The organism is Halopenitus persicus (genome assembly GCF_900107205.1).
GTDB lineage: Archaea > Halobacteriota > Halobacteria > Halobacteriales > Haloferacaceae > Halopenitus > Halopenitus persicus.
The window spans coordinates 136,235-159,292 of sequence record NZ_FNPC01000002.1; the positions used below are offsets into that span (position 1 = coordinate 136,235).

23 protein-coding genes are annotated in these 23,058 nt (G+C 68.5%); 8 read left to right on the forward strand and 15 right to left on the reverse strand.

Going from position 1 to position 23,058, the window contains the following annotated elements; translation table 11 throughout:
* Positions 1 to 10: 10 nt before the first annotated feature.
* Positions 11 to 1,165 carry a DNA primase gene (locus BLV25_RS03670; protein WP_092730940.1) on the forward strand — a complete coding sequence of 385 codons (1,155 nt, stop codon included), beginning with the start codon at positions 11 to 13 and terminating at the stop codon, positions 1,163 to 1,165.
* Positions 1,166 to 1,313: 148 nt separating this feature from the next.
* Here the strand turns inward: BLV25_RS03670 and BLV25_RS03675 are convergent, their stop codons facing one another.
* The 12 genes from BLV25_RS03675 to BLV25_RS03730 form a co-directional block, all read right to left on the reverse strand.
* The gene (locus BLV25_RS03675; RefSeq protein ID WP_021075176.1) at positions 1,314 to 1,556 is read right to left on the reverse strand and encodes a DUF7472 family protein; all 243 of its coding nucleotides are present in this window, start codon (positions 1,554 to 1,556) and stop codon (positions 1,314 to 1,316) included.
* Positions 1,557 to 1,602: 46 nt separating this feature from the next.
* Positions 1,603 to 2,025, reverse strand: coding sequence for a Holliday junction resolvase Hjc (hjc, locus tag BLV25_RS03680; protein ID WP_021075175.1), 423 nt, complete (start codon positions 2,023 to 2,025; stop codon positions 1,603 to 1,605).
* A 128-nt stretch (positions 2,026 to 2,153) separates the two neighbouring features.
* A complete protein-coding gene (locus tag BLV25_RS03685; protein ID WP_021075174.1) occupies positions 2,154 to 3,440 on the reverse strand; it encodes an adenosylhomocysteinase in 1,287 nt (428 codons plus the stop codon).
* 513 nt (positions 3,441 to 3,953) lie between these two features.
* Entirely contained in the window at positions 3,954 to 5,258 is a 1,305-nt protein-coding gene (locus BLV25_RS03690; RefSeq protein ID WP_092730942.1) for an amidohydrolase, read from the reverse strand.
* Positions 5,259 to 5,421: 163 nt separating this feature from the next.
* Entirely contained in the window at positions 5,422 to 6,081 is a 660-nt protein-coding gene (hisH, locus tag BLV25_RS03695; protein WP_021075172.1) for an imidazole glycerol phosphate synthase subunit HisH, read from the reverse strand.
* A gap of 81 nt (positions 6,082 to 6,162) precedes the next feature.
* Positions 6,163 to 6,837: a uracil-DNA glycosylase gene (locus BLV25_RS03700; RefSeq protein WP_049817682.1), complete on the reverse strand. Its 675-nt coding sequence runs from the start codon at positions 6,835 to 6,837 to the stop codon at positions 6,163 to 6,165.
* Positions 6,838 to 6,941: 104 nt separating this feature from the next.
* Complete coding sequence (locus tag BLV25_RS03705; RefSeq protein ID WP_092730944.1) at positions 6,942 to 7,490, reverse strand: endonuclease dU; 549 nt, start codon at positions 7,488 to 7,490, stop codon at positions 6,942 to 6,944.
* A 9-nt stretch (positions 7,491 to 7,499) separates the two neighbouring features.
* Positions 7,500 to 7,682, reverse strand: a complete 183-nt coding sequence (locus BLV25_RS03710) for a DUF5786 family protein (RefSeq protein ID WP_021075169.1) — start codon at positions 7,680 to 7,682, stop codon at positions 7,500 to 7,502.
* Positions 7,683 to 7,791: 109 nt separating this feature from the next.
* Positions 7,792 to 9,069: an NAD(P)/FAD-dependent oxidoreductase gene (locus BLV25_RS03715; RefSeq protein ID WP_092730946.1), complete on the reverse strand. Its 1,278-nt coding sequence runs from the start codon at positions 9,067 to 9,069 to the stop codon at positions 7,792 to 7,794.
* Positions 9,066 to 10,451: an aspartate aminotransferase family protein gene (locus BLV25_RS03720; RefSeq protein ID WP_092730948.1), complete on the reverse strand. Its 1,386-nt coding sequence runs from the start codon at positions 10,449 to 10,451 to the stop codon at positions 9,066 to 9,068. Before BLV25_RS03720 ends, BLV25_RS03715 begins: the two co-directional genes overlap by 4 nt.
* A 134-nt stretch (positions 10,452 to 10,585) precedes the next feature.
* The gene (locus tag BLV25_RS03725; protein WP_021075166.1) at positions 10,586 to 11,476 is read right to left on the reverse strand and encodes a dimethylarginine dimethylaminohydrolase family protein; all 891 of its coding nucleotides are present in this window, start codon (positions 11,474 to 11,476) and stop codon (positions 10,586 to 10,588) included.
* Positions 11,473 to 11,928: an Lrp/AsnC family transcriptional regulator gene (locus BLV25_RS03730; RefSeq protein ID WP_021075165.1), complete on the reverse strand. Its 456-nt coding sequence runs from the start codon at positions 11,926 to 11,928 to the stop codon at positions 11,473 to 11,475. Before BLV25_RS03730 ends, BLV25_RS03725 begins: the two co-directional genes overlap by 4 nt.
* Positions 11,929 to 12,108: 180 nt before the next feature.
* On the opposite strand from BLV25_RS03730, the gene BLV25_RS03735 reads away from it, so the two are divergent.
* The 5 genes from BLV25_RS03735 (at position 12,109) to BLV25_RS03755 (ending at position 17,983) form a co-directional block, all read left to right on the forward strand.
* The gene (locus BLV25_RS03735; RefSeq protein WP_021075164.1) at positions 12,109 to 13,119 is read left to right on the forward strand and encodes an ABC transporter permease; all 1,011 of its coding nucleotides are present in this window, start codon (positions 12,109 to 12,111) and stop codon (positions 13,117 to 13,119) included.
* Between the two features lie 56 nt (positions 13,120 to 13,175).
* Complete coding sequence (locus tag BLV25_RS03740; protein WP_021075163.1) at positions 13,176 to 13,946, forward strand: ABC transporter permease; 771 nt, start codon at positions 13,176 to 13,178, stop codon at positions 13,944 to 13,946.
* A 113-nt stretch (positions 13,947 to 14,059) separates the two neighbouring features.
* Positions 14,060 to 15,265 carry an extracellular solute-binding protein gene (locus BLV25_RS03745; protein WP_092730950.1) on the forward strand — a complete coding sequence of 402 codons (1,206 nt, stop codon included), beginning with the start codon at positions 14,060 to 14,062 and terminating at the stop codon, positions 15,263 to 15,265.
* Between the two features lie 3 nt (positions 15,266 to 15,268).
* Complete coding sequence (locus tag BLV25_RS03750) at positions 15,269 to 16,402, forward strand: ABC transporter ATP-binding protein (RefSeq protein WP_092730952.1); 1,134 nt, start codon at positions 15,269 to 15,271, stop codon at positions 16,400 to 16,402.
* 78 nt (positions 16,403 to 16,480) lie between these two features.
* A complete protein-coding gene (locus BLV25_RS03755) occupies positions 16,481 to 17,983 on the forward strand; it encodes an aldehyde dehydrogenase family protein (protein ID WP_092730954.1) in 1,503 nt (500 codons plus the stop codon).
* A gap of 228 nt (positions 17,984 to 18,211) precedes the next feature.
* Here BLV25_RS03755 and BLV25_RS03760 read toward each other — a convergent pair whose 3' ends face one another.
* Both BLV25_RS03760 and pheA read right to left on the reverse strand, forming a co-directional pair.
* A complete protein-coding gene (locus BLV25_RS03760; RefSeq protein WP_092730956.1) occupies positions 18,212 to 18,670 on the reverse strand; it encodes an Hsp20/alpha crystallin family protein in 459 nt (152 codons plus the stop codon).
* Between the two features lie 111 nt (positions 18,671 to 18,781).
* Positions 18,782 to 19,603 (reverse strand): prephenate dehydratase, encoded by an 822-nt coding sequence (gene pheA, locus BLV25_RS03765; protein ID WP_021075119.1) that lies wholly within the window; start codon positions 19,601 to 19,603, stop codon positions 18,782 to 18,784.
* 120 nt (positions 19,604 to 19,723) lie between these two features.
* Between pheA and BLV25_RS03770 the strand changes: the two genes are divergently transcribed.
* Together BLV25_RS03770 and BLV25_RS03775 are read left to right on the forward strand one after the other, a co-directional pair.
* Positions 19,724 to 19,927 (forward strand): type II toxin-antitoxin system HicB family antitoxin, encoded by a 204-nt coding sequence (locus tag BLV25_RS03770; protein ID WP_092730958.1) that lies wholly within the window; start codon positions 19,724 to 19,726, stop codon positions 19,925 to 19,927.
* A gap of 1 nt (position 19,928) precedes the next feature.
* The gene (locus BLV25_RS03775) at positions 19,929 to 20,174 is read left to right on the forward strand and encodes a type II toxin-antitoxin system HicA family toxin (protein WP_092730960.1); all 246 of its coding nucleotides are present in this window, start codon (positions 19,929 to 19,931) and stop codon (positions 20,172 to 20,174) included.
* 57 nt (positions 20,175 to 20,231) lie between these two features.
* Here the strand turns inward: BLV25_RS03775 and leuS are convergent, their stop codons facing one another.
* Complete coding sequence (gene leuS, locus BLV25_RS03780; protein ID WP_092730962.1) at positions 20,232 to 22,991, reverse strand: leucine--tRNA ligase; 2,760 nt, start codon at positions 22,989 to 22,991, stop codon at positions 20,232 to 20,234.
* Positions 22,992 to 23,058: the final 67 nt, after the last annotated feature.

A 23,058-nucleotide genomic window follows, 5' to 3' on the forward strand; every position in this document is an offset into this window, starting at 1 on the left:
CCGGGTCACGATGGACTCGCTGTACGCGCGGTACCCGTTCTTCGAGGCGGCCCGCGAGGCCGTCGCGGGCGCCGACGTCTCGTTGCCCGCGCTCGTCGCCGCGGACGCGCCGGCGGTCGAGCGCGGCCGCGAGCGCGTGGAGCGCGCGCTCCGCTCGGGAACGACCGCGAGCGAGACCCCTGATGCCTACGACGCGAAAGCGGAGCTCCTCTCGTACCCGATCGCCCGGATCCTCGTCTCCCTCCTCGAATCGAACGCCGCCGTCGAGAAGTACGCGAGCGCGGAGGCCGCCACCGCCGCCGATCGGATCCGCGCGGACCTCGACCGGGAGGACACCCTCCGGTCGACCGACGAGGTCTCGCTCGAGCTCTCCGACGTCCTTCGGGAGTTCGACCTCGACGACGCGGTTCGGCCCGCCGTCCCCGCGGCGGGTGGCGGGTCGAGGGATGGTGGGCCGGGGCCGGCCGGTCCCCGCGCGTCACGATCCGCACGGGATCCCGAGTGGTTCCGGATCGACGTCGCTCCCTATCTTCGGCTGTCCGATCCCGATTGGGGCGACCGGTGGCGGCTCGTCAACCGCGAGCTCCGGGACGGCGCGGTTCGGATCGACCGGGCGGACCTCGAGCGGTGCCTCGAGCGGGCGGTTCGCTCCCGGGTGCTGGAGGGACTGCCCTTCGAGTTCGCGGCCGACGACGGGATCGGCAGCGACCTCGAGGCACACGTCGCGGACCTCCGCCGGCTCCTCGACGAGCGGGCGACGGTCGGCGGGTTCGACGTCGTCGTCCCCGAGCTGTTCCCGCCGTGTATGCGCAACCTGATCGACAAGGCCGAACGGGAGGCGGCGCTGTCACCCCCCGAGAGTCTCGCGCTGATGGCGTTCCTGACGGCGATCGGGATGTCCCCCGACGAGATCGTCGCCTTCTGCGCCGACACGAGCCTCGACGCCGAGGGGATCCGCTATCAGACCGAGTACCTCCGCGACGAGGCCGGCGCCCAGTACCCGCCGCCGACCTGCGAGACGCTCTCCGCGTACGGGATCTGCCACAACGAGGACGACCACTGGCAGGTCGCCGGCGACCCGCTGGCCTACTACGAGGCCCGGCTGGCGGACGCCGAGGACGTGGTCGACTGGCGGGACCGAAACGACGTCGCCGAGGCGACGTAAGTCGGGACCGGCCGATCGTCGGGCTCGGGTGGACGGCGTTCGGTGTTCTTCCCGCCAGTCGCCCCGTCGTCGTGTCTCGGAGTGATTCGTCGGCTCGGATCGGTTCGTCGGCTCGGATCGGTTCGTCGGCTCGGATCGGTTCGTCGGCTCAGATCGATCCGTCCGTGTCGTTCGCCCGCATCAGGTAGACGCCAACCAGCGCCATCAACAGCACGAATCCGCCGAGAAGGCCGACCAGGGCGATCCCGCCCGCGGGCGCCAGCGAGATCTCCCCGGAGGACCCGGTCCCGGTTCCGTATCGGCTTCCGACCGCGACGAGACCGACGACGAAGACGAGAACCGCGGCGAGGGAGACGACGATCTGGCGACGAAGCTCCGCGTCGATGTCCATACGCCCGATTCCGGACGGCCGGGCCAAAAGCATGTCGAACCGACGATCAGAGGTCGTCGAGGGTCGTCCGTTCGGAGTCGCCGACGAACTCCGCGAAGTCGGTTCCGTCCGCGAGCGCGGTCTCCTTTTTCACCCGGTAGTTGCCGCCGTCGGTCGTGTAGAGGTCTCCCGGATGGAAGAAGTACCAATCCTCCCGGTCGAACCGGACGGCGATGCGGGCCTTCGCGCCGAAGTTCCGCGAGAAGAACAGCAGCGCCTCCACCTCCTCGCCGTCGAGGTAGATCGGGTCGCCGGCGCTGGATTTGGCCTCGATCGCGTAGAACCGCTCGCCGTTACCCGCGAGCACGTCCGGCAGCTCGCGCTCGGTCGCGCTCCCGCTTGCGGGCGCACGCATCACCGCGAACCCGGCCTCGTCGAGGGCGTTGACGAGCTCGCGCTCGCGGCGGTCGCCCTTCCGGTTAGCGGACATCGGTCGCCCCCGGTACGGCGGGTCGGTCGTGGTCGCGTGCGTCGGTCATACGACCCGTTTCGTGCTCGCCGGTAAAAACGCGACGCCCCACGTCGGTTCGCGATCGACCCGGTGTCGCTCGGCCGGATCTAGGTCCCGTGTTCCCAGCTGTCCATATACTCGCGCTGTTCGGCCGACAGCGAGTCGTACTCGACCCCCTCGGCGGCGAGCTTGATCTCGGCGACCTCGCGGTCGAGGTCGTCGGGGACGTCGTGGACGCCCGCCTCGTAGTCGTCGCCGTTCTCGACGAGCTCGCGGACGCAGACCGCCTGGATCCCGAAGCTCTGGTCCATCACCTCGACCGGATGGCCCAGCGCGATCGGCGCGGCGAGGTTGACGAGCCGCCCTTCGGCGATCACGTTCAGCTCGCGACCGTCGGGCATCTCGTAGGCTTCCACGCCCTCTCGGGCCTCGAACCGGTCGACCGCGAGCTCGTCGAGGTCCTCGAGGTTCACCTCGACGTCGAAGTGGCCGGCGTTCGCCAGGAGGACGCCGTCCTTCATGACCTCGAAGTGCTCTTTGGTGATCACGTCACGGTTGCCCGTGGTCGTGATGAAGACGTCGCCCTCCGCGGCGGCCTCGTCCATCGGCAGCACGTCGTAGCCCTCCATGTGCGCCTCCAGGGCGCGCCGGGGCTCGACCTCGGTCACGATGACGTTCGCGTTCTGGCCGGCCGCCTTCTTCGCGACGCCCTTCCCGCAGTAACCGTAGCCGCCGACGACGACGTTCTTGCCCGCGAACGAGAGGTTGGTCGTCATCGCGATGGTCGCCAGCGACGACTCGCCGGTGCCGTGGACGTTGTCGAACAGCCGCTTCATCGGCGTGTCGTTGACCGCGAAGACCGGATAGCGGAGCTCGCCGTCCGCGTCCATCGCCCGCAGGCGGTGCACGCCCGTCGTCGTCTCCTCGGCTCCGCCGACGATCGAGTCGATCAGCTCGGGGTACTCCTCGTGGACGAGCTTCACCATGTCCATCCCGTCGTCGACGGTGATCGTCGGGTCGTGGGCGACGACCGCGTGCATCGCGTCGTAGTACGCCTCGTCGTCGACGCCGCGCACGGCGTAGGAGGTGATGTTCTCGTGTGCGTTCAGCGCGGCCGAGACGTCGTCGTGGGTCGACAGCGGATTACAGCCGGTGATCGCGACCTCGGCGCCGCCGTCGGCCAGCAGCTCGACGAGGTTCGCGGTCTTCGCCTCCACGTGCATCGCCATCGCGATGACCTCGCCCTCGAGGGGCCGGTCCGCGAGGAACGACTCGCGCAGCTCCGAGAGGATCGGCATGTGCTGGAGGGCCCAGTCCATCTTCCGGCGTCCCTCCTCGCGTGCCGTCTCCGGGTCCGCGAGGTGCTCGACGACCGGTGAGTAGTGGTCGCTCATGGCGGATACTGGTCGAGCCCGCTAGAAAACCCTACCGACACGCCTCGCTGCCGAGCGGTTCCATCGACACGCCTCGCTGCCGAGCGGTTCCATCGACACGCCTCGCTGCCGAGTAGTCGAGTCGACGGACGACGACGGTGGGTGATCGGGGAGGGCGGCAGTGGTGAGTGGTGTGGTGGGTGGTGGGTAGTCCGGGGGATTCCCACGGTGAAGTGGTGAGTGGTGTGGTGAGTGGTGTGGGTGTCCATCCGAACGGATGGGTCGTGGGAAACCCCCCATCGTGTGCCTCTCCCCGCGTCGCCCGCACTCGGTCCGAGGAGGGTGAGAAGAATAAATCCCCCTCGCCGTTCGAACCGTGGAAACCGTTTACGACCGTTTATACCGCCGGATCTCGCGTAAACGGTCGAAACGATCGGGATCGTTCCTGACGTCGATCCGCCGGCCACTTCGAGTGGACCAGCCGGACCACGTGGACCGGTCGGACTGGGGACCACGTGGACCGGCCGGGCCGGATCACTCCTCGGCGCGCGCGACCAGGTCCGCCGCGTGTTCGGCCGCCCGGTCCATCACGGTCGCGGCGTCGAGGGTGGTGACCTCCCGGTCGCGCATCAGGACCGTCCCGTCACAGACCGTGTGGCGGACGTCCGAGCCACGGACCGCGTACGCGAGGTGCGACACGACGTCGTGGGCGGGCGTCAGATGTGGGGCCTCGAGGTCGACCACGATCAGGTCCGCCGCGGCGCCCGTCTCGATCCGTCCCCCGGGGAGACCGATCGCGTCGGCGCCGTCGCTCGTCGCCATCTCCACGACGGCCGCGGCCGGCACTGCCGACGCGTCGTCGGCGCCGATCTTGCCGACCATCGCGGCGTCGCGCAGCTCGTCGAAGAGGTCGAGGTCGTTGTTCGAGGCGGCGCCGTCGGTGCCGATCCCGACGGTGACGCCCGCCTCCCGCAGGCGCTGGACCGGAGCGATCCCGGAGGCGAGCTTCATGTTCGAGGCGGGACAGTGGATCACCGACGTGTCCGTCTCCGCGAGCAGCTCCGTCTCGGTCCCGTCGACGTGCACGCCGTGTGCGAGGAACCGGTCCGGCCCGAGCGCGCCCCGGTCGGCCGCGTACTCCAGCGGACGAACGCCGTGCTTCTCGACGATCGGCTCCACCTCGTCCGTCGTCTCGTTGGCGTGGAGGTGGACCCACAGGTCGTCCTCCGCGGCCAGTTCGATCCCCTCCGTGAGCAGGTTCTCCGGAACCGTCGTCAGCGAGTGGGGCATGAACGCGGTCCGGATCCGGCCGTCGGCGGCCCCGTCGTAGGTCCGCGCGAACTCCAGGCTGCCCTCGAGGTCCGCGCGTGCTTCGGCCTCCTCCTTGCCGACCGCGACGACGCCGCGGCCGAGCCGGGCGCGAACGCCCGCTCGCTCGACGACCTCGGCGACGCGGTCCATCGAGAAGTACATGTCCGCGAACGTGGTCGTCCCCGACCGGATCATCTCGAGGATCCCCAGCTCCGCGCCGGCGGCGATGTCGTCGTCGGTGAGCTCGGCCTCGACCGGCCAGATGTCCTCCCGCAGCCACGACTCGAGCGGCTTGTCGTCGGCGTAGCCGCGCAACAGCGTCATCGAAACGTGCGTGTGGCCGTTGACGAGGCCGGGCATCACGAGCCCGCCCTCGGCGTCCAGCGTCCGGGCGATCTCCCGGCCCGCGGTGACGTCCTCGCCGACCGCCTCGATCCGGCCCGCGTCCGCGTCGATCAGTACGTCCGCCTCGCTCACGCGGCCGTCGGGATGGAGCACCCGACCGCCGGTCACGGCAAGCGCGTTCATACGCGGCCGTTCGCTCAGCGGCGGCGTAACTCCACCGGAAACGGTCGGGATGCGACGGGACGGTCGGGACACGAGATCGGACTCGGTCGGGATGCGACGGGACGGTCGCTGCCGCGGTCGCCCGACGACGGGGTGTCGGCCGCGACGGGGTGGCGTCGGCCGGCTACTGGTCCGCGCAGTACTCCACGAAGTTCCGCAGGATCCGCAGCCCGGTCTCTCCGCTCTTTTCGGGGTGGAACTGCGTGCCGAACACGTTGCCCGCCTCGTTGGCGACGATCGCCGGGAACTCGACGCCGTGGCGGCTCGTGGCGACCACCGCATCCGGGTCCGCGGGCTCGGCGTAATAGGAGTGGACGAAGTAGGCGTACTTCCCGTCCACGCCGGCGGCGATGGGGTGATCACGATCGACGGCGAGGTCGTTCCATCCCATATGTGGGACCTTCTCGTCGACGTCGAACCGAACGTTCGTCCCCGGGATCAGATCCAGACCGCGAACCTCGCCCTGGCCGGCGTGGTCGGCCTCCTCGCTCGAGGTGAGCAGCATCTGCATCCCGAGACAGATGCCGAACAGCGGTCGCCCCGCCTCGGCGTGCTCGACGAGCGCGTCCCGGTACGGGCCCGCGTTCTCCATCCCCTCGCGGAACGCGCCCACGCCGGGGAGGACGACGCCGTCGGCGTCGGCGAACGTCTCGGGGTCGTCCGTGATCGTCACGGACGCGCCGGCGCGCTCGAGCCCGCGCGTGGCCGACCGCAGGTTCCCGAGCCCGTAATCGACGATCGCGACCTCGGCCAGCGCTTCGTCCGGCGGCTCCGGTATGCTCATACGCTCCCTCCGCGGGCCGTCGTCAAGTCGGTTTCCCTCGGAACCGGCTTCCCCGGGACTCGCCGTTCGCGGAGCGCCGTCTCAGAACTCGCCGAGCCGTGACTGGCCGCTTCCATCAGTCCCGACGTTGCCGCTGCCGCTTTCATCGCCGTCGGAGTCCGCCCCTCCGATCCCCGCGATCCGGGCCGCCTCCGCGATCGCCTCAAAGAACCCCTCGCGTTGGCTCCGGTCGTACAGCGTCGCGGCCGGGTGGACCGACAGGAGCACGCGCCGGGACGACTCGCCGATCCGCGCGTCGACGACCGATCCGGCCTCCGCGGTGATCGCCACGTCCCGATCGAGGACGTGCTGGCTCGGGACCTTTCCGAGGGTGACGAGCAGCTCGGGATCGACCCGGTCGAGCTCGGCCGCCAGGTAGCCGCGGCAGTTCGATAGCTCCTCGGCGGTCGGATCGCGGTTCTCCGGCGGCCGACACCGGACGCAGTTGGTGATCCGAACGTCCGCCCGGACCAGGCCGGCCGCCTGCAGCGCCTCGTCGAGGACGTCGCCCGACCGTCCGACGAACGGCTCTCCCTGCTCGTCCTCGTCGGCGCCCGGCGCCTCGCCAAGAAACACGAGATCCGCGTCCGTCGGCCCGACCCCGTTCACGATCCGTGACCGCGAGTCGACCAGCGCCGGGCACCGCTCACAGTCGGTCACCTGGAGGTCGTCACCGAGCGCCGCGGTCGCCGCCGGTGATCCGTCGTCGCCGTTCATACCGATCGGGCGACCGGGAGGGACAAAAACCCGATCGGGTTCGGTCGGGCTCGATCGCGTCCCGATCCGCTTCTCCGATCCGGCGTCGCCGTTCTCGTCGTCGTTCACGTCGGTCCGGTCGAGAACCGTCGAAACGCCCGCGCGGCTTGCTTCGCCACGCGGACCGGCTCCGGTCGGTCGTCGTCGATCGTCAGTTCAGCCACGATCTCGACTGCGCGTTCCGGGTCGATGCCGACCGCGCGCACGAACGGCGCGGTCGATCCGTGCCGGTCCGGCAGCGACCGGTACGTTGCGAGCCGCTCCCCGAGCGCGTCGCCGTCGAACTGCTCCCGCAGGGCCGACTCCAACCCCGGGCTCGCCTCGAAGGAAACGGCGATCACGGGGCGGTCGACCGCCTCGTGGACCGCCTCGAGATCGATCAGGTTGAACCACGCGGGCGCGATCCCGGCGATCACGAGCCGGCGCGCGTCCTCTCGGTCGAGCCGGTCGACGAGCTCGACGACCGCGGCGGTCGCGTCGGTGCCGCCGACGGTGCACGTGCCGCCGACGAGGTCGTCGACGCGCCCGTTCGTCCGGACGAGCGCGCCCGCGACCCAGCTCCGATCGTCCCCGTCGGAGAAGGCGATCCCGAGCGACCGGCTCCCTGGCTTCACGGACTCCCGCTACTCGCCCCGGTTTTTGATGTCCTGGAGTCGATCCAACAGCTCGTCGCTGGAGGCGCCGATCTCGTATTCCACCCGTCCCTGGTGGTCGTTCTCGGCGGTGCGGACCCCGTCATCGTCCTCGAAGTCGGCGTCCAGGTCCTGGTTCTCCTGTTCGGACTCGTCGTAACTTCCGAAACCCATACGCGTTGACGTTATCGATCGACCGGCAAAAAACCACTGCCGCGATCGGCCGATCCGACCTGAAACCATTGCCGCGATCGCCGATCCGCGCGGCGTGACCGGGCGGGCGTCAGTTGCCGGCGCTGATCGAGAAGAACTCGAAGTCGGCCGTCCGGTCGTCGAACCGGTCGAGCAGGAACGGATCGCGCGGGAACGGCGGATCGCTCCCCTCGAGGAGACACCGAACGAGCGTCGCGGCGATCGGCGAGGTCATGATCCCGCGGCCGTGAAAGCCCGTCGCGACGATCAGCCCGTCCGGCGCGTCCGCGGGCGCATCGATGATAGGGCGGGTGTCGGGCGTCGCGCCGTCGACCCCGGCCCAGCCGTCGACGAGCCGCATCGGTCCCGGCGCGTCGACGAACCGCGGCACGAGGTCGGCCACGTGGTCGCGGAACGCCTCGTCGGCCGACCGGCTCGCGCCCGCGGGGTCGTCCTCGGCGAACGACCAGCCGCCGACGAGGAGGTCGCCGTTCGCCTCCGGCCGGAAGTAGACGTGTTCCCCCGGGATCCATCCCATCGGAAAGGTCTCGTCGAGGTCCTCGGGCGGTCGCAGGACGATGCACTGGGTCCGGTACGGTCGCATCGGCAGCCGAAGGTGGTCGGCGAGCAGGTCGCGCGTTCGCCATCCCGCCGCCGCGACCACGTGATCGCACTCGATGGTCCCCTGATCGGCGGTCTCGACGCCGGTTACGGTTCCGGCGGTCTCCGCTCCTGCGCCGGCATCCGAGACGGCGATATCGGTCACGGTCACGCCGGTCTCGAACCGCACGCCCGCCTCGGTCGCCTCGGACTGGACCGTGGTCGCCAGGGTGTAGGGGTCCACGTGTCCGGTGCCGCGATAGCGGGCGACGCCCACGTAGTCGTCCATCCTGATCCCCGGCCACTGCTTCCGTGCGGCGTCGGCCTCGAGGAACGCGACGTCGACGTCGTCCGCCCGTTGCCGCTCGACGCGGGCACGGACGGTCTCCTCCCGGTCCGGCGTCACCAGCTCGACGCTCGGGATCTCCGTGAACTCGAAGGCGCCGGTGCCGTCGTAGGCTCGGAAGAAATCGAGCCCGTGGGTCGCGATCGACGGGTAGTCCGGGTAGGAGGGGATCATCGTGATCTCGCCGGCCGCTCGCGCGGTCGCGCCCTGGGCGATCCCGTCGCGCTCGAGGACGAGGACGCGGTGCGTGTCGGCGAGTTCCCTGGCGACCATACAGCCGATGATCCCGCCGCCGATCACGACGACTCGCGGACGATCGTCACTCTCACCGACCTCTCCCTCATCGACCTCTCCCGCACCGCTCTCTCCCGCACCGACCTCCTCGAACCCGATCGCTGCCGTTCCGTCCGAATCCGAACTCATTCGTACTCGTGGTCGACCGCGCGGAAGGCGTCCTCGGCGACCTCGAGGGCGTGGTCGATCTGCTCGTCGGTGTGGGTGTAGGTCGTGAAGAACCGCTCGCCCTGCATCGGATTTCCGAAGAGGACGCCGTCGGCGGCCGCCTCGAGCCACCAGTCGGCGAACCGGTCCCCGTTCGCGTGCCAGGTGTCGCGGTAGGACGCGATCTCGTGGTCGGTCATGTATACCTGCCCCATCGAGCCGATGTGCTGGACGTTCACCGGGAGTCCGACGTCGTCGGCGACCTCCTGGAGCCCGGTGAACAGCCGGTCGCCGAGCCGGTCGATGTGCTCGTAGACGTCCCGGTCCCGGAGGATCTCGAGCGTCTTGAGCCCGGCCGCGGCCGCGACGGGATGTCCGTTGTACGTGCCGCCGTGGAACGCCGAGGAGTTCCACTTCGAGGCCTCCTCCTTTCGCGGCGGAACGATCTCCTCCATGATGTCGGCGCGCCCGCCGAACCCGGCGACCTGGTAGCCGCCGCCCGCGGCCTTCGCGAACGTCGTCATGTCCGGCGTGATCCCGAACCGGCCCTGTGCCGAGCCGGGGCCGAGCCGGAAGCCGGTCATCACCTCGTCCCAGATCAGGACGATGCCGAGCTCCTCGGTGAGGTCCCGGAGGAACTCGTGGTAGCCGTCACGGGGCTTCAGGCAGCCGCAGGAGAACATCACCGGCTCGATGATCACGGCGGCTATGTCGTCGGCGTGCTTGCGCAGGATCCGCTCGGTCGCCTCCTTGTCGTTGAACGGGATGGCGACCATCGTCTCGCTCACCGCGTCCGGGATCCCGGTCCCGTAGGGGACGGTGTTCGGTTCCTCGGCGGGCCCCAGCGCCTCCTCGCTGGCGTAGACGCTCTGGAGCGCGTAGTCGTGTGCGCCGGCGTAGCCGCCCTCCGGCTTCGCGACCTTCTCCTTGCCCGTGTACGAGCGGGCGACGCGCATCGCGTGCATCGTCGCCTCGGTCCCGCTGTTGGCCATCCTGACGCGCTCGATCGACGGGGTCATCTCCGTCACCGCCTCCATGAACTCGATCGCGACCGGCTGGGGCGTCGCCGTCAGGTCGCTCGTGTCGACCTGCCGTTTCACCGCCTCCCGCACCTCCGGATGGCCGTGGCCGAGGATGATCGGTCCGAGCGCCAGCAGGAAGTCGAGGTAGTCGTTCCCGTCCATGTCGGTGACGTAGGAGCCGTCCGTCTCCTCGACGTAAAACGGGTACGGGTCGAACGACCGGACGTTCGACTCGACGCCCAGCGGCGTCACCGACGACGCGCGCTCGTGGAACGACCGGCTGTTCGACGTCCGTTCGCGCAACCGCTTCGCGTGATCGTGCTCGTTGTCTCCGAGACTCATTGTCACAATCGATGGCCGGTGGTGAAATAAATCTTTGCCAAAACTCCTCTATATCCGAAAGTCGTACGGGAAGATACTCGACAAGTCGTCAACAGTTCGAATCCGACGGCTCGAAACCTCTCGTCCGAAGCGGCTCACTCCTCGACCGGCGTTCGTTCGAGCGGCAGGACGAGCCCCTTCGGACCGCCGCCGGCCTTCCGGATCTCCTGCATCGCCAGCTCGACGACCTCGAAACCCCGCGTCTCGAGGGCCGCACGCACCTCGTGGTTGCCCGAGGAGAGCACGATCGTCCCCGGCTCGACGACGATCGTGCTCGTCGCCCGGTTCCGCTGTTCGCGCATCGGAACGGGGATCGTGTCGATCCCGCGGTCGTGGAGCGTGTCGAGGAACTCCGGCGGGACGGCCTCCGAGTAGACGAGCGCCAGGTCCGGCGCCACCATACTGAACACCAGCGCCAAATGCGTCTGTCCGGTGCTCTCAGTGCTCCCGAAGATCGGGACCTCGATGACGTCGATCCCGAACGTCTCGAGCACCGTCCGGACCTGTCGGATCCCGGCCGCGTTCGTCGTCCGGGACCGACCGATCGCGACGGTCCCCTCGTCGATCCACACCATATTCCCGGCCTCGAACCCCCCGTCGCCGTGGACGCTGTGGTAGATCGGTGTTCCGAGCTCGATGACCCGTTCGCTGAGCCGCCGTTCCTCGCCGTGGCGCGTCTCCTCGACCATCTTGCCGACCACGATCCCGCCCCCGATCGCGAAGCCGACGTCCCGGACGAACAGCGACTCCGCGAGGTGGTCGAACGCCTCCGTCAGGTGATGGACCTCGACGCCGCGGTCTTCGAGCGTCTCGACGAGCGCGCGGTGTTCCTTGGCGGCCCGCTCCTGGCGCGGCAGGCCGTCCCAGTTCCACGCGTCCGGGTCGACGACGGTGTTGAACTCCGCGCCCGGCTCGTGGACGAGCACGCGCTCGAGCCGGCCGTACTCCGACCGTACCGACGGTTCCAGGTCCCAGACGTCGCTCATTCGTGGTTGACCCGGAGGGTGTGTTCCTCCTTCACGCTGCGCAACGCGACGTCGGTCGCGGTGTCCTCGACGCCGTCGTACTGGCCGACCTCCCGGAGCAGCTCGGTGAGCTCCTGTCGGTCGGCGACGCGGACCTTCAACAGGAGATCGGCGTCCCCGGTCAGCTCGTGGATCTCCTGAATGGCCGTGACCTCGACGAGCCGCTCGGCGACCTCCGAGGAGCGGCCGGCGATCGTGGTCACCCGCACGAATCCGACCTCGTTGCGGCCGAGCAGGTCGGGATCCAGCACCGCGCGGTACTCGCGGATGTAGCCCTCCTCCTCCAGCGCGTTCGTTCGTTCGTGGATCGTCGCCGTTCCCATGTCGAGCCGTCTGGCGATCTCCGAGAGCGCAGCACGGCCGTCCGCCTGGAGGATGGCGAGGATCTTTCGGTCAACCTCGTCGAGGTCCATGTGAGTCGGTCCAGCCGCGTCCCCCCTAGGTGTTTTGCTTGACGCCACGGTATCCGTTCCGATGAACGTCCCCCGGGAACATAATATTTCCTCAAACGGGAGGATAGTCGTAGATATATCCGATATACTCGTCGTATACAAAAGGTATTTCACCCATTACCCGGTATACCCCACGAGACAATGGGACGTGATACCACTCGGGAGGCGTCGGGAGTCGACGCCCATCTGGTGCGCCGGATCCGCCGGAACCGGTGGACCGGCGCGGTCGTGAACCTGGCGCCGAGCGCCTTCTGGCTCGGCGTCTTCTTTCTCGCCCCGCTCGCGGTGATGTTGGTCTTCAGCTTCGGCCAGCGCGGGGCGTTCGGCGAGGTGTTGCTCGCGCCGGAGCACATCGGCCTCCAGCAGTATCGAGAGTTCTTCCTGCCGGACGAGCACTCGCTGCTCGGCGGCCTCTGGGTCACGATCGCCTGGGTGGTCGAATGGGCCCTGCCGTTCGAGGTCTCGCTGACGTCGGGGCAGGCGACCCCGTACGTTCGGCTCCTCTTCAAGAGCATCGGCTACGGGGTCGTCGCGACCGTGGTCTCCTTCGTGGTCGGCTATCCGATGGCCTACTACCTCGGCCATCTCGCCCCCGAGCGCTACCAGAACCTGCTCGTGGTGCTCGTCATCCTCCCGTTCTGGGCCTCGTTCCTCGTTCGGATCTACGCGATCCAGCTGTTGCTGTCGGCAAACAGCGTCTTGACGAACGCGCTCGCGGTGCTGCCGGGGATCGGCGCCGATCTCTCGCTGATGAACTCCCGGTTCGCCGTGCTCTTGGGGCTCGTGTACATCTGGATTCCCTTCATGATCCTCCCGGTGTACGCCAGCATCGAGGAGATCGACTTCACCTATCGGGAGGCGGCGATGGATCTCGGCGCCGACCGGCTGGAGGCGTTCGTCCACGTGATCTTTCCCCTCTCGAAGCCCGGCGTGATGGCCGGCAGCGTCCTCGTGTTCATCCCGAGCGCGGGCGCGTACGTGATCCCGGAGCTGCTCGGCGGGACCGACAGCCAGATGATCGGCAACCTGATCGCCGACCAGTTCGGCTCGGCCGGCAACTGGCCGCTCGGGGCGGCGGCCTCGTTCGTCCTGATGGGCGTGATGCTGCTGAGCATTGCCGCCTACCAGCGCGGCGGGGGTGAGCTCGCGTGAGCGGTGCCCTCGGTCGGCTTCGGTCGGCGGTATTTAAACGCGGAACCGGAGTTCTGTTGGCGCAGACCGCGCTGGTCTATCTGTTCCTCTACGTTCCGATCGCCGTCGTCATCGCGCTCTCGTTCAACGACTCGCGGTACGCGGTCGTCTGGCAGGGCTTTACCACGGAGTGGTACGCGGCCCTGTTGCGCGGGGAGACGGTCGCACGCGTCGACCCCTCGGCCGCCTGGGCGGCGCTCTCGAACTCCGTCGAGATCGCGATCGCCAGCGTGATCCTCAGCACCGTCTTCGGGACGATGCTCGCGTTCGCGCTCGACCGGCACGAGTTCCCCGGCAAACGCCTGTTCACCGGCGTCGTCTTCATGCCGATCATCATCCCGAGCATCGTGATGGGCATCTCGCTGTTGCTGTTTTTCAACATCGTCGGAATGCAGCTGGGCATCCGGACCGCGATCATCGGCCACGTCGCCTTCGGCATCAGCTTCGTCGCGGTCGTCGTGGCTGCGCGGCTCCAGAACTTCGATCAAACCCTTGAGGAGGCGGCGATGGACCTCGGCGCCAACGAGCTCGAGACGTTCCGCTACGTCACGCTGCCGGTCATCAGGCCGGGCGTGCTCGCGGGCGCCCTACTGGCCTTCGCGATGAGCTTCGACGACTACGTCGTGACGTTCTTCATCATCGGCCAGGAGAACACCCTCCCGATCTACTTCTTCGGAATGGTGCGACAGGGGATCTCACCCGGCGTCAACGTCGTCGCCGCCCTCATCATCCTGGCTACGATGCTCGTCGTCGGGATCGCCCAGTGGTTCCAGGGGCCGACCTGGTGACGCCCGCGCGGTCTCACCGCCCGTGATTCAAAATTTAATCGAGTATATTCCTATATAGACGAAATATTTATGACTCTCTACGGTGATTTAGAAAAAAGAGACGGTGATAACCGATGACACGACAATCGAAAAGCGATCGACGAACGTTCCTCCGGGCCACCGGCGCCCTCTCGGCCGGCGCGCTCGCCGGACTGGCCGGCTGTTCCGGCGGCAACGGCGGCGGGAACGGTAACGGCGGCGGCAATGGCAACGGGGATGGAAACGGTAACGGCGGCGGAAACGGCGGCAATGGCAACGATGGCGGAAACGGCAACGGCGGCGGCGATCTCGAGGACGAACTCATCATTTTCCAGTGGACGGACTACTGGCCCAACGGGTTCATCAGCAGCTTCGAGGAGGAGTACGACGTCTCCGTTTCCGTCTCGAACTTCGCCTCCAACGAGGAGATGTTCAACGCGCTCCAGGCCGGCGGCACGGGGCAGTACGACCTGATCTTCCCCAGCGACTACATGGTCAACGTGCTGCAGGACCAGGACATGATCCAGCCGCTGAACCTGGAGGCGATCCCCAACTTCGAGAACCTCTCGGAGATGTTCCGGGAGGCGCCGTACGACCCCGGCGAACGGCGGTATTCGGCGCCCTATCAGTGGGGCACCTCCGGGATCGCCTACAACGAGGAGATGGTGGGCGACCTCGATGTGACCTCCTGGGAGACGATGTGGAGCGAGGAGTTCGCGGGCCAGATGTCGATGCTCGACGACGTCCGCGAGACGATGGGTGCGGCCCTGAAGTATCTCGGGTACTCGCTCAACACGACCGACGAGAGCGAGATCGAGGAGGCCAAGGAGCTGCTCATCGAGCAGAAGGAGCTCCTCTCGACGTACGACTCGACGAACTTCACGACGAACCTGATCAACGAACAGCTCAGCCCGGTCCACGCCTGGTCCGGCGGGGCCTTCCAGGCCTACTGGGAGACCTACGAGGAGGACGCGGGGTCGCCGATCAACTACGTGATCCCCGAGGAAGGGGGTGTCGTCTGGGTGGACACCGCCGCGATCACCGCCGAGGCTGAACACGTCAACGCGGCACACGCGTTCATCAACTACTTCCTCGACGCCGAGGTCGGCGCGGAGCTCACCAACTACACGTACTACGGCAGCCCGAACGAGGCGGCCGAGGAGTACATCCTCGACGAGATCCTCGAGAACGAGTCGATCTACCCGCCCGAGGAGACGATGAACAAGCTCGAGTACATCGAGAACATCGGCCAGGCCACGACGCTGTACGACGAGGCCTGGCAGGAGATCAAGACGGCCTAATCGATGACCACGTACGACGTCCGGATGGACGGGGTAACGAAACGGTTCGACGACGTCGTCGCCGTCGACGACGTCGACCTGTCGGTCGAGTCCGGCCAGTTCCTGACCCTCCTCGGTCCGAGCGGCTGCGGCAAGACGACCCTGCTGCGGTGTATCGACGGGTTCGAGACGCCGACGGAGGGGACGGTGTACATCCAGGACGAGGACGTGACGTACGTCCCGCCGTTCGAACGGGACACGAGCATGGTCTTCCAGTCGTACGCCCTGTTCCCGCACATGACCGTCGGCGAGAACGTCGCCTTCGGTCTCCAGATGCAGGGAATGAGCGCCGACGGCGGCGCGGACCGCGGGGGGATCGGCGGCTCGCTCAAGCGATTGTTCCGTCGAAAGTCCAACGAGGAGATCGAGTCGCGAGTCTCGCGGATGCTCGAACTCGTCGAGCTCCCCGGCACGGAGGACCGCGACGTGAGCGAACTCTCCGGCGGCCAGCAACAGCGGATCGCGCTGGCGCGGGCGCTCATCACCGAGCCGACCGTCCTGCTGCTTGACGAGCCCCTCGGCGCGCTGGACCTGAAGCTCCGGCAGAACATGCAGGTCGAGCTGAAGAACCTCCAGGAGGAGCTCGAGACGACCTTCGTCTACGTCACCCACGACCAGGAGGAGGCGCTGACGATGAGCGACCGGATCGCCGTGATGAACGACGGGCGCATCGAACAGCTCGGCACGGCGACGGAGATCTACGAGGAGCCGGAGACGGAGTTCGTCGCCGACTTCATCGGCGAGACGAACCTGATCCGCGGCGACTACGGCGAGACCGACGACGGCGCGGTGGTCGAGCGGAACGGCACCGCGTTCCGGATCCCGCGCGATCCCGACGCGGGATCGTCGGTCGCGTTCGCCATCCGCCCCGAGAAGATCCGGGTCGGCGCGGCCGCCGAGGGACTCGACAACGAACTCACCGGCGAGATCGTCGACGAGATCTACAAGGGCAACCTCGGCAAGTACGTGGTTGCCCTGGAGAGCGGCGACACCCTGACCGTCGATATGCAGATCCGCGACCGAGGCACCACGCTCAGCCCGGGCGATACGGTCCGCCTCGGCTGGTCGGCCGACAACTGCGTCGTGTTGACCGAATGAGACGCCGATCGCTCGGGACGGCATCGCCCGCTGACCAACCACACCACGACACGAACCAATCGACGTTCCATGGTCACTATGCAGTTCACTGACACGCTACGGGAGAATCACGCACAGGCCCGCGAGGAGATCGCCGACCGGCACTTCGGCGCCGTCATCGACGGCGAAACGCGGTCGGCGGCGTCCGGCGAGACGTTCGAGCCGGTCGACCCCGCGGTAAACGAACCGATCACGACGGTCGCCAGCTGCGGCGAGGCCGACGTGAACGCCGCGGTCGAGGCCGCCGACGCGGCGGCCGGGGACTGGGGCGATATGGACGCGACCGACCGCGGCGACCTGCTCCGCGAGTGGGTCGCCGCGATGCGCGACCACCTCGACGAGTTCGCCCTCCTCGGCGCGCTCGAGGTGGGAAAGCCGCTCGAGTTCGCCCGCGCGGACGTCGAGAACGGGCTCGACTTCTTCGAGTACTACGCCAGCGTCGCGGTCGCGGAGACGGGCGAGCACGTCCCGACCGGCGACGACTCCCACGCCTACGTCCGCCACGAGCCCTACGGCGTCACCGGACAGATCCTGCCGTGGAACTACCCGATCCTGCTGATGGGCTGGAAGGTCGGCGCCGCCCTCGCGGCCGGCAACACGGCGGTCGTGAAGCCCCCGAGCCCGGCGCCGCTCTCGGTCATCCTGGCCGGCCAGCTCGCGGCCGAGACCCTGCCGGACGGCGTGGTGAACGTCGTCCCCGGCTCGGGCTCGGCCGTCGGCGATCCGCTCATCGACCACCGGCGCGTCGGGAAAATCTCCTTCACCGGGTCGGTTCCGGTCGGCCAGGAGATCATGCGGACCGCGGCGGACACGGTGACGCCGGTGACCCTGGAGCTGGGCGGGAAGAACCCCTTCATCGTCTTCCCCGACGCCGACGTCGAGGAGGCGGCGGCCACTGTCGCGACCGGCGGGATGTACAACGCCGGCCAGTCGTGTGACTCCGCGACCCGGATCCTGGTCCACGAGGACGTCGAGGAGGAGTTCCGCGAGGCCTACCTCGACGAGCTCGACGGGTGGGAGCCCGGTGACCCGCTCGCCGAGGGCACGACGATGGGGCCGCTCGCGTACGCGGGCCACGCCGAGAGCGTCGACGACTACGTCGACCTCGGCCGCGAGGAGGGAGCGACCCTGCTCCGCGGCGGTCCCCTCGAGGACGGGGAGTACGCCGACGGCGCCTACTATCGCCCGACGGTGTTCGACGACGTCGATCCGGAAATGCGGATCGCCCGGGAGGAGGTGTTCGGGCCGGTCCAGTTCCTCTTCACCTTCTCCGAGTACGAGGAGGCGATCGAGATCGCGAACGACGTCGACTACGGCCTCACCGCCGGCGTCGCGACCGGGAATCCCTCGGTCGCCCACCGCGCGGCCGCCGACGTGGAGGCCGGCAGCGTCTGGGTGAACCGGTACTTCGGGACCGTCCCCGGCACGCCCTTCGGCGGATTCAAGCAGTCCGGCTTCGGCCGCGAGTGTGCCCAGCAGGCGATCGAGGAGCACCGGCGGACGAAGGCGGTCAATATGGCGGTCGACGACCCGCCGTACTGATCGCGAGGCCGTCGGCCCGCCGTCGGTCCGGTCGCGTCCCGTCGCCGACGGTTTCTGCTGACTTCGACGAATATACTTCGCCCATTCGATCAGTTTCCGAAATATATTCGAGGGAACGATGCGGCACGGTTCGGCGGGTGCTCGGCTCCCCTCCGGACTCGTCCACAACTCGCCGCCGATCCGACGCCGTTCACCGCCGATCCGGTGCTATTTGACGCCGGTCCGGTGCTATTCGACGTCGATCCGGTGGCCGTCCCCGTCGGCGTCGGTCTTCGGGAGCTCGATCGTCAACACGCCGTTGGCGTACGTCGCCTCCGCGGCCGTCTCGTCGACGTCGCTCGGGAGCCGGACCCGCCGGGAGACGGACCGGCGACGCCGTTCGCGCCGGTGGTACTCGAGGGAGTCGTCCCCGCCGGCGTCGCTTTCGACCGACTCGTCGCGTTCCGCCGCGATCGTGAGCGTTCGGTCCGACGCCGTGACGTCGATGTCGTCGCGGTCGTACCCGGGTAGATCCGCGGTGACCGTGACCGTCGACTCGTCCTCGGCGACGTCGACGGTGATCCCCCGTCCGAGACCCGTCTCGAGGTCGCCGAAGCCGGCTTCCAGGTCCTCCCCGATCCGCTCGAACTCGCGGCTCATCCGCTCGAACAACCGTTCCATCTCCTCGAAGGGGTCTCGACGTGTCATACCGTGATCATAGGCCGCCGATCGACTTGAACGTTGCCGGCGGTCGGCGGCGTCGGACGCAGTCGGCGGCCATCCGTGGTCCGATGCTGCGGGATCCACCTCGCGGCGTGGTCACACCACGTGCGTCGTGTCGTAGGACCCCAGCACGCGCACCCAGCCGTCGGCCGCGATCTCCTCGAGCGTCTCGAGGGCGTCCTTCGTGCGCGGCTCGTAGAGGCCGGCCTCGACGTCGAAGTGGAACAGGTAGTCGCCGAGCCGGTTCCCGCTCGGGCGCGACTCGACCCGCGAGAGGTTGACGTCCCGGTCGGCGAACGCCTCCAGCATTTCGAGGAGCAGCCCGGGGTAGTTCGCGTCGGGGTAGACGATGAGCGTCGTCTTCCCGCCGGCCTCGCTGCGGGCCGACTCGGGCGCGACGACGAGGAACCGGGTCGCGTTCGAGGAGCGGTCCTGGATGTCCTCGGCGAGGATCCGGAGGCTCGTCCCCTCGCCGTCGAGCGGCTCGGCGTTGTCCGGGTGCCCGATCCCGGCGACGCGGGCGTCCTCGCGGGCGCGTTCGACCCCGCGGGCCGTCGAGGCGACCGCCTCCCGGTCGACGTCGGGATACTCCCGCTCGAGGTAGGAGCGGCACTGCGCGAGCGCCTGCGAGTGGCTCGCGACCACGTCGAAGTCCTCCGCCTGCGCCAACAGCGCGTGCCGGATCGGCGTCACGATCTCCTGGACGACCGCGACCTCCTCGTCGGCCAGCGCGTCGAGGCTCTCCGTGACGGACCCCTCGATGCTGTTCTCGATGGGGACGACGCCGCGGTCGAAGGACCCGTCGGAGACGGACTCGACGATCGCCGTGACCGACTCGCGGAACGACACGTCGTCTGCGACGGCCCGCGCGGCGCGGTGCGAGTAGGTGCCGGCGGGACCCAGCGTGACAACGTTCATCGTCCGGAGTAGCCGGGCGGGGTGGAAAAACGTGCCGGAGCGCGGCGATTCCGGGTCTCGTCGCGGATGTCGGCTGGTTCCCATCCAACGTTTATGAGTGATGGCGACCTAACGGGATGTATGAGCACCGGACGTGAGATCCACCTTTCCGAGGCGGACGACGGTTGGTGGGTGGCGGTCGACGAGGGAACGGGGGTTGCGAGCCAGGGCCCAACCCGCCAACGGGCGTTGGAAAACCTCGATGATGCGGTCGAACTCACCGAACGGGCTCAACGCGACGAGTCGGCAGCACCCGAACCGGACGCTCCGTGGTTCGAGGACTGAAATGGGTTCGCGGGACTTTTCAGGGGACGATATCGTTTCCGTGCTCCGTTCGTTCGGTTACCGACACGATCGAACGAACGGTGACCACGCCGTCCTGAAGTATACTCATCCGGAGACCGGAACGAAACGAACGGTCACCGTACCGCTCCACGATCGCGTTCGTATCGGTACGCTGCAACGGATCGCGGAACAGTGTGGCGCTGATGACTTCCACGCGTGGTGTGAGTGGATCGACGACCATCGATGACGACGCCCACCGGCCATCGTGTACGGGCGGTCGACCGGGACCCGACGCCGTACCGTCCTACTCCTCGATGTCGATCGCGGGCCGGCCCGGCTCCGCGTTGCGCGCGACGTCGTCGGCCGTCGCCTCGGCGCGGACGACGGTGACCGGCGCGTCGAACTCGCGCTCGATCAGCCAGGCTGCGGCCCGAAGCGCCTCGTACTCCGCGTCGCCGCGGAGCGTCATCGAGAGCGCCTCCCGTTCCGCCTGGAGGTCCTGTCCGTAGGCGGCCGCCGCGTCGCCCCGCTCGCGGATGTGGTCCTCGGCCATCAGCTCGCCGATCAGGTTGTCGGCGTCGCTGTCGATCGCGATCTCGAGGGCGTCGTACTTCCAGTCGGGGGCGACGACCACGTCGATCGACTCCGGGTCCTCGATGCCGGCGACGTCGACGATCTGTCGGACGTCCTCGCGGGTGTTCTCCACGAGCCGCCGCCGCTTCCGGACGGTCTCGCGGTCGACCGCGGCCTCGGGCCACGCGGCCGCGAGCACGACGCCCTCCGTGACGGCGGATTCGGGGTCGTCGGTCGGGTCCATCCCCTGCAGCCGCGCGTACAGCTCCTCGGCGAGGTGCGGCGTCACGGGCGCCAGCAGCCGGACCGCTGCCGAGAGGCCGCGCCCGAGGACCGCCGGGTCGGGGTCGTCGACGTAGTCGGCGTAGCTCCGGAGCGTGCGGACGAGCTCCTGGGCCTCCCGCAGCGCGACGTTGAACGTGAGGTCGTCGTACTCCGCGGTCGCGATCGCGACCGCGGCGTCGACCTCGTCGGTCACGTACGCGGCGATCGGATCGTCCTCCACGGAGACGTCGACCGCGGCCCCCGATCCAGCCGTCGCCGCGTCCGCCGCCGCGATCGCGTCCGCGTGCTCCTCGACGAGGGCCTGCAGCCGGCCCAAAAAGCGGTTCGTCGAGCGGACGCCCTCCTCGGACCAGTCGAAGTCGCGTTCGGGCTGGGCCGCCTGCATCATGAACAGCCGGGCCGTGTCGGCGCCGTACTCCTCGACGATCCGCTGGGGGGAGACGACGTTGCCCTTCGACTTCGACATCTTCTCCCCCTCGAGCTGGACCATCCCCTGGGCCAGCAGGTTCTCGAACGGCTCGCGGTGCTCGAGCCCCTCGTGGTCGGCCAGCACCTTGGTGAAAAAGCGCGAGTACAGCAGGTGCATCACCGCGTGCTCGATCCCGCCGACGTACTGGTCGACCGGCATCCAGTCGTTGGCCCGCTCGAGATCGAAGGGCGCCTCCTCGAGGTCGGGGGAGACGTACCGCAGGGGGTACCACGAGGAGTCGACGAAGGTGTCCATCGTGTCGGTCTCCCGCTCGGCGGGGCCGCCACACTCAGGACAGGTCGTCTCCTTCCACTCTTCGGCGGCATCGAGGGGGTTGCCGGTTGTGTTGATGAACTCGGGGAGCTCCACGGGGAGGTCATCCTCGGGGACCATCACCGGGCCGCAGTCCGGACAGTGGACGACCGGGATCGGCGTTCCCCAGTAGCGCTGGCGGGAGATTCCCCAGTCGCGCAGCTGGTACTGCGTCGCCTCCGAGGCTCCGTCGATGTCCTCCGTGAGGCGTTCGCGGGCCGTCTCGCTGTCGAGCCCGTCGTACTCGCCCGAGTTCACGAGCACGCCGTCGTCGGTGAACGCCGCCTCCTCGACGTCGGGGATCGTGGGTTCAGCTTCTTCGGCGTCCGCCTCCTCCGCGTCCGCCGCCTTCGGTTCGGGGGCGATCACCGGCCGGATCTCGATGCCCTTCTTCTCGGCGAAGGCGTGGTCGCGCTCGTCGTGGGCCGGAACGGCCATCAGCGCGCCGGTGCCGACCTCCGAGAGGACGAAGTCGGCGACGTAGACCGGGATCGCCTCGCCGGTCACCGGGTTTTCCGCGGTGAGTCCCGTCTCGACGCCGTTCGGCTCGTCGCCGTCCGGGTCGGCCTCCTCCTCGATGAACCGGCGGACGTCCGCGTCCGTCTCCGCGAGCTCCTCGCTGATCGGGTGGTCCGGCGCGAGCGCGAAGAAGGTCGCGCCGTGGATCGTGTCGACCCGGGTGGTGAACGCCTCGACGTCGCCGTGCCCCTCGACCTCGAAGGACAGCTCCGTCCCGTACTGGCGGCCGATCCAGTTGCGCTGCATCTGTCGGACCGAGTTGGGCCACCCCTCGAGGTCGTCGATGGCGTCGAGCAGCTCGTCGGCGTACTCGGTGATCTTCAGGAACCACTGCTCGAGGTCCCGCGTCTCGACGGGCGTGTCACACCGCCAGCACAGCTCCGCCTCGCCCTCGACCTGCTCGTCGGCGAGGACGGTCTCGCAGGAGGGACACCAGTTCACCGCGGCGTCGCGGCGCTCGACGAGGCCCTCCTCGTGAAAGCGGGTGAACAGCCACTGGTTCCACCGGTAGTAGTCGGGCGTACAGGTCGTGATCTCCCGGTCCCAGTCGTAGCCGAACCCCATCGACTTCATCTGGCCCTTCATCGTCTCGATGCAGTCGAACGTCCAGTCGCGCGGGTTCGTGTCGCGCTCCTTGGCGGCGTTCTCGGCCGGCAGCCCGAACGCGTCCCATCCCATCGGGTGGAGCACGTCGTCGCCGCGCAGCCGACGGTAGCGCGCGTACGCGTCCGTGATCGTGTAGTTCCGGACGTGCCCCATGTGCAGCTTCCCCGAGGGGTACGGGTACATCCCGAGCACGTACGTCGGGTCCGCGACGTCGTCGGGCGTCCGATACGCGTTCGCCGCCTCCCACGCGTCCTGCCACCGGCGCTCGATCGCCGCGTGGTCGTATCCCTCGTCGGTCATCTGTTTATAGACGCGTGGTGGCGTCTCCGTCGTATACCTTTCCATCGACGCCCCGCGTATCGGCGGT

What these genes read in the sequence shown, in the direction of transcription:
- BLV25_RS03775 (WP_092730960.1), top strand. Translation starts at nt 19,929, where the DNA reads ATGGGTTCGCGGGACTTTTCAGGGGACGATATCGTTTCCGTGCTCCGT.
- hisH (WP_021075172.1), bottom strand. Translation starts at nt 6,081, where the DNA reads ATGAGCATACCGGAGCCGCCGGACGAAGCGCTGGCCGAGGTCGCGATC.
- leuS (WP_092730962.1), bottom strand. Translation starts at nt 22,991, where the DNA reads ATGACCGACGAGGGATACGACCACGCGGCGATCGAGCGCCGGTGGCAG.
- BLV25_RS03685 (WP_021075174.1), bottom strand. Translation starts at nt 3,440, where the DNA reads ATGAGCGACCACTACTCACCGGTCGTCGAGCACCTCGCGGACCCGGAG.
- pheA (WP_021075119.1), bottom strand. Translation starts at nt 19,603, where the DNA reads ATGAACGTTGTCACGCTGGGTCCCGCCGGCACCTACTCGCACCGCGCC.
- BLV25_RS03690 (WP_092730942.1), bottom strand. Translation starts at nt 5,258, where the DNA reads ATGAACGCGCTTGCCGTGACCGGCGGTCGGGTGCTCCATCCCGACGGC.
- BLV25_RS03730 (WP_021075165.1), bottom strand. Translation starts at nt 11,928, where the DNA reads ATGGACCTCGACGAGGTTGACCGAAAGATCCTCGCCATCCTCCAGGCG.
- BLV25_RS03750 (WP_092730952.1), top strand. Translation starts at nt 15,269, where the DNA reads ATGACCACGTACGACGTCCGGATGGACGGGGTAACGAAACGGTTCGAC.
- BLV25_RS03700 (WP_049817682.1), bottom strand. Translation starts at nt 6,837, where the DNA reads ATGAACGGCGACGACGGATCACCGGCGGCGACCGCGGCGCTCGGTGAC.
- BLV25_RS03725 (WP_021075166.1), bottom strand. Translation starts at nt 11,476, where the DNA reads ATGAGCGACGTCTGGGACCTGGAACCGTCGGTACGGTCGGAGTACGGC.
- BLV25_RS03745 (WP_092730950.1), top strand. Translation starts at nt 14,060, where the DNA reads ATGACACGACAATCGAAAAGCGATCGACGAACGTTCCTCCGGGCCACC.
- BLV25_RS03670 (WP_092730940.1), top strand. Translation starts at nt 11, where the DNA reads ATGGACTCGCTGTACGCGCGGTACCCGTTCTTCGAGGCGGCCCGCGAG.
- BLV25_RS03710 (WP_021075169.1), bottom strand. Translation starts at nt 7,682, where the DNA reads ATGGGTTTCGGAAGTTACGACGAGTCCGAACAGGAGAACCAGGACCTG.
- hjc (WP_021075175.1), bottom strand. Translation starts at nt 2,025, where the DNA reads ATGTCCGCTAACCGGAAGGGCGACCGCCGCGAGCGCGAGCTCGTCAAC.
- BLV25_RS03735 (WP_021075164.1), top strand. Translation starts at nt 12,109, where the DNA reads ATGGGACGTGATACCACTCGGGAGGCGTCGGGAGTCGACGCCCATCTG.
- BLV25_RS03755 (WP_092730954.1), top strand. Translation starts at nt 16,481, where the DNA reads ATGCAGTTCACTGACACGCTACGGGAGAATCACGCACAGGCCCGCGAG.
- BLV25_RS03760 (WP_092730956.1), bottom strand. Translation starts at nt 18,670, where the DNA reads ATGACACGTCGAGACCCCTTCGAGGAGATGGAACGGTTGTTCGAGCGG.
- BLV25_RS03675 (WP_021075176.1), bottom strand. Translation starts at nt 1,556, where the DNA reads ATGGACATCGACGCGGAGCTTCGTCGCCAGATCGTCGTCTCCCTCGCC.
- BLV25_RS03720 (WP_092730948.1), bottom strand. Translation starts at nt 10,451, where the DNA reads ATGAGTCTCGGAGACAACGAGCACGATCACGCGAAGCGGTTGCGCGAA.
- BLV25_RS03715 (WP_092730946.1), bottom strand. Translation starts at nt 9,069, where the DNA reads ATGAGTTCGGATTCGGACGGAACGGCAGCGATCGGGTTCGAGGAGGTC.
- BLV25_RS03770 (WP_092730958.1), top strand. Translation starts at nt 19,724, where the DNA reads ATGAGCACCGGACGTGAGATCCACCTTTCCGAGGCGGACGACGGTTGG.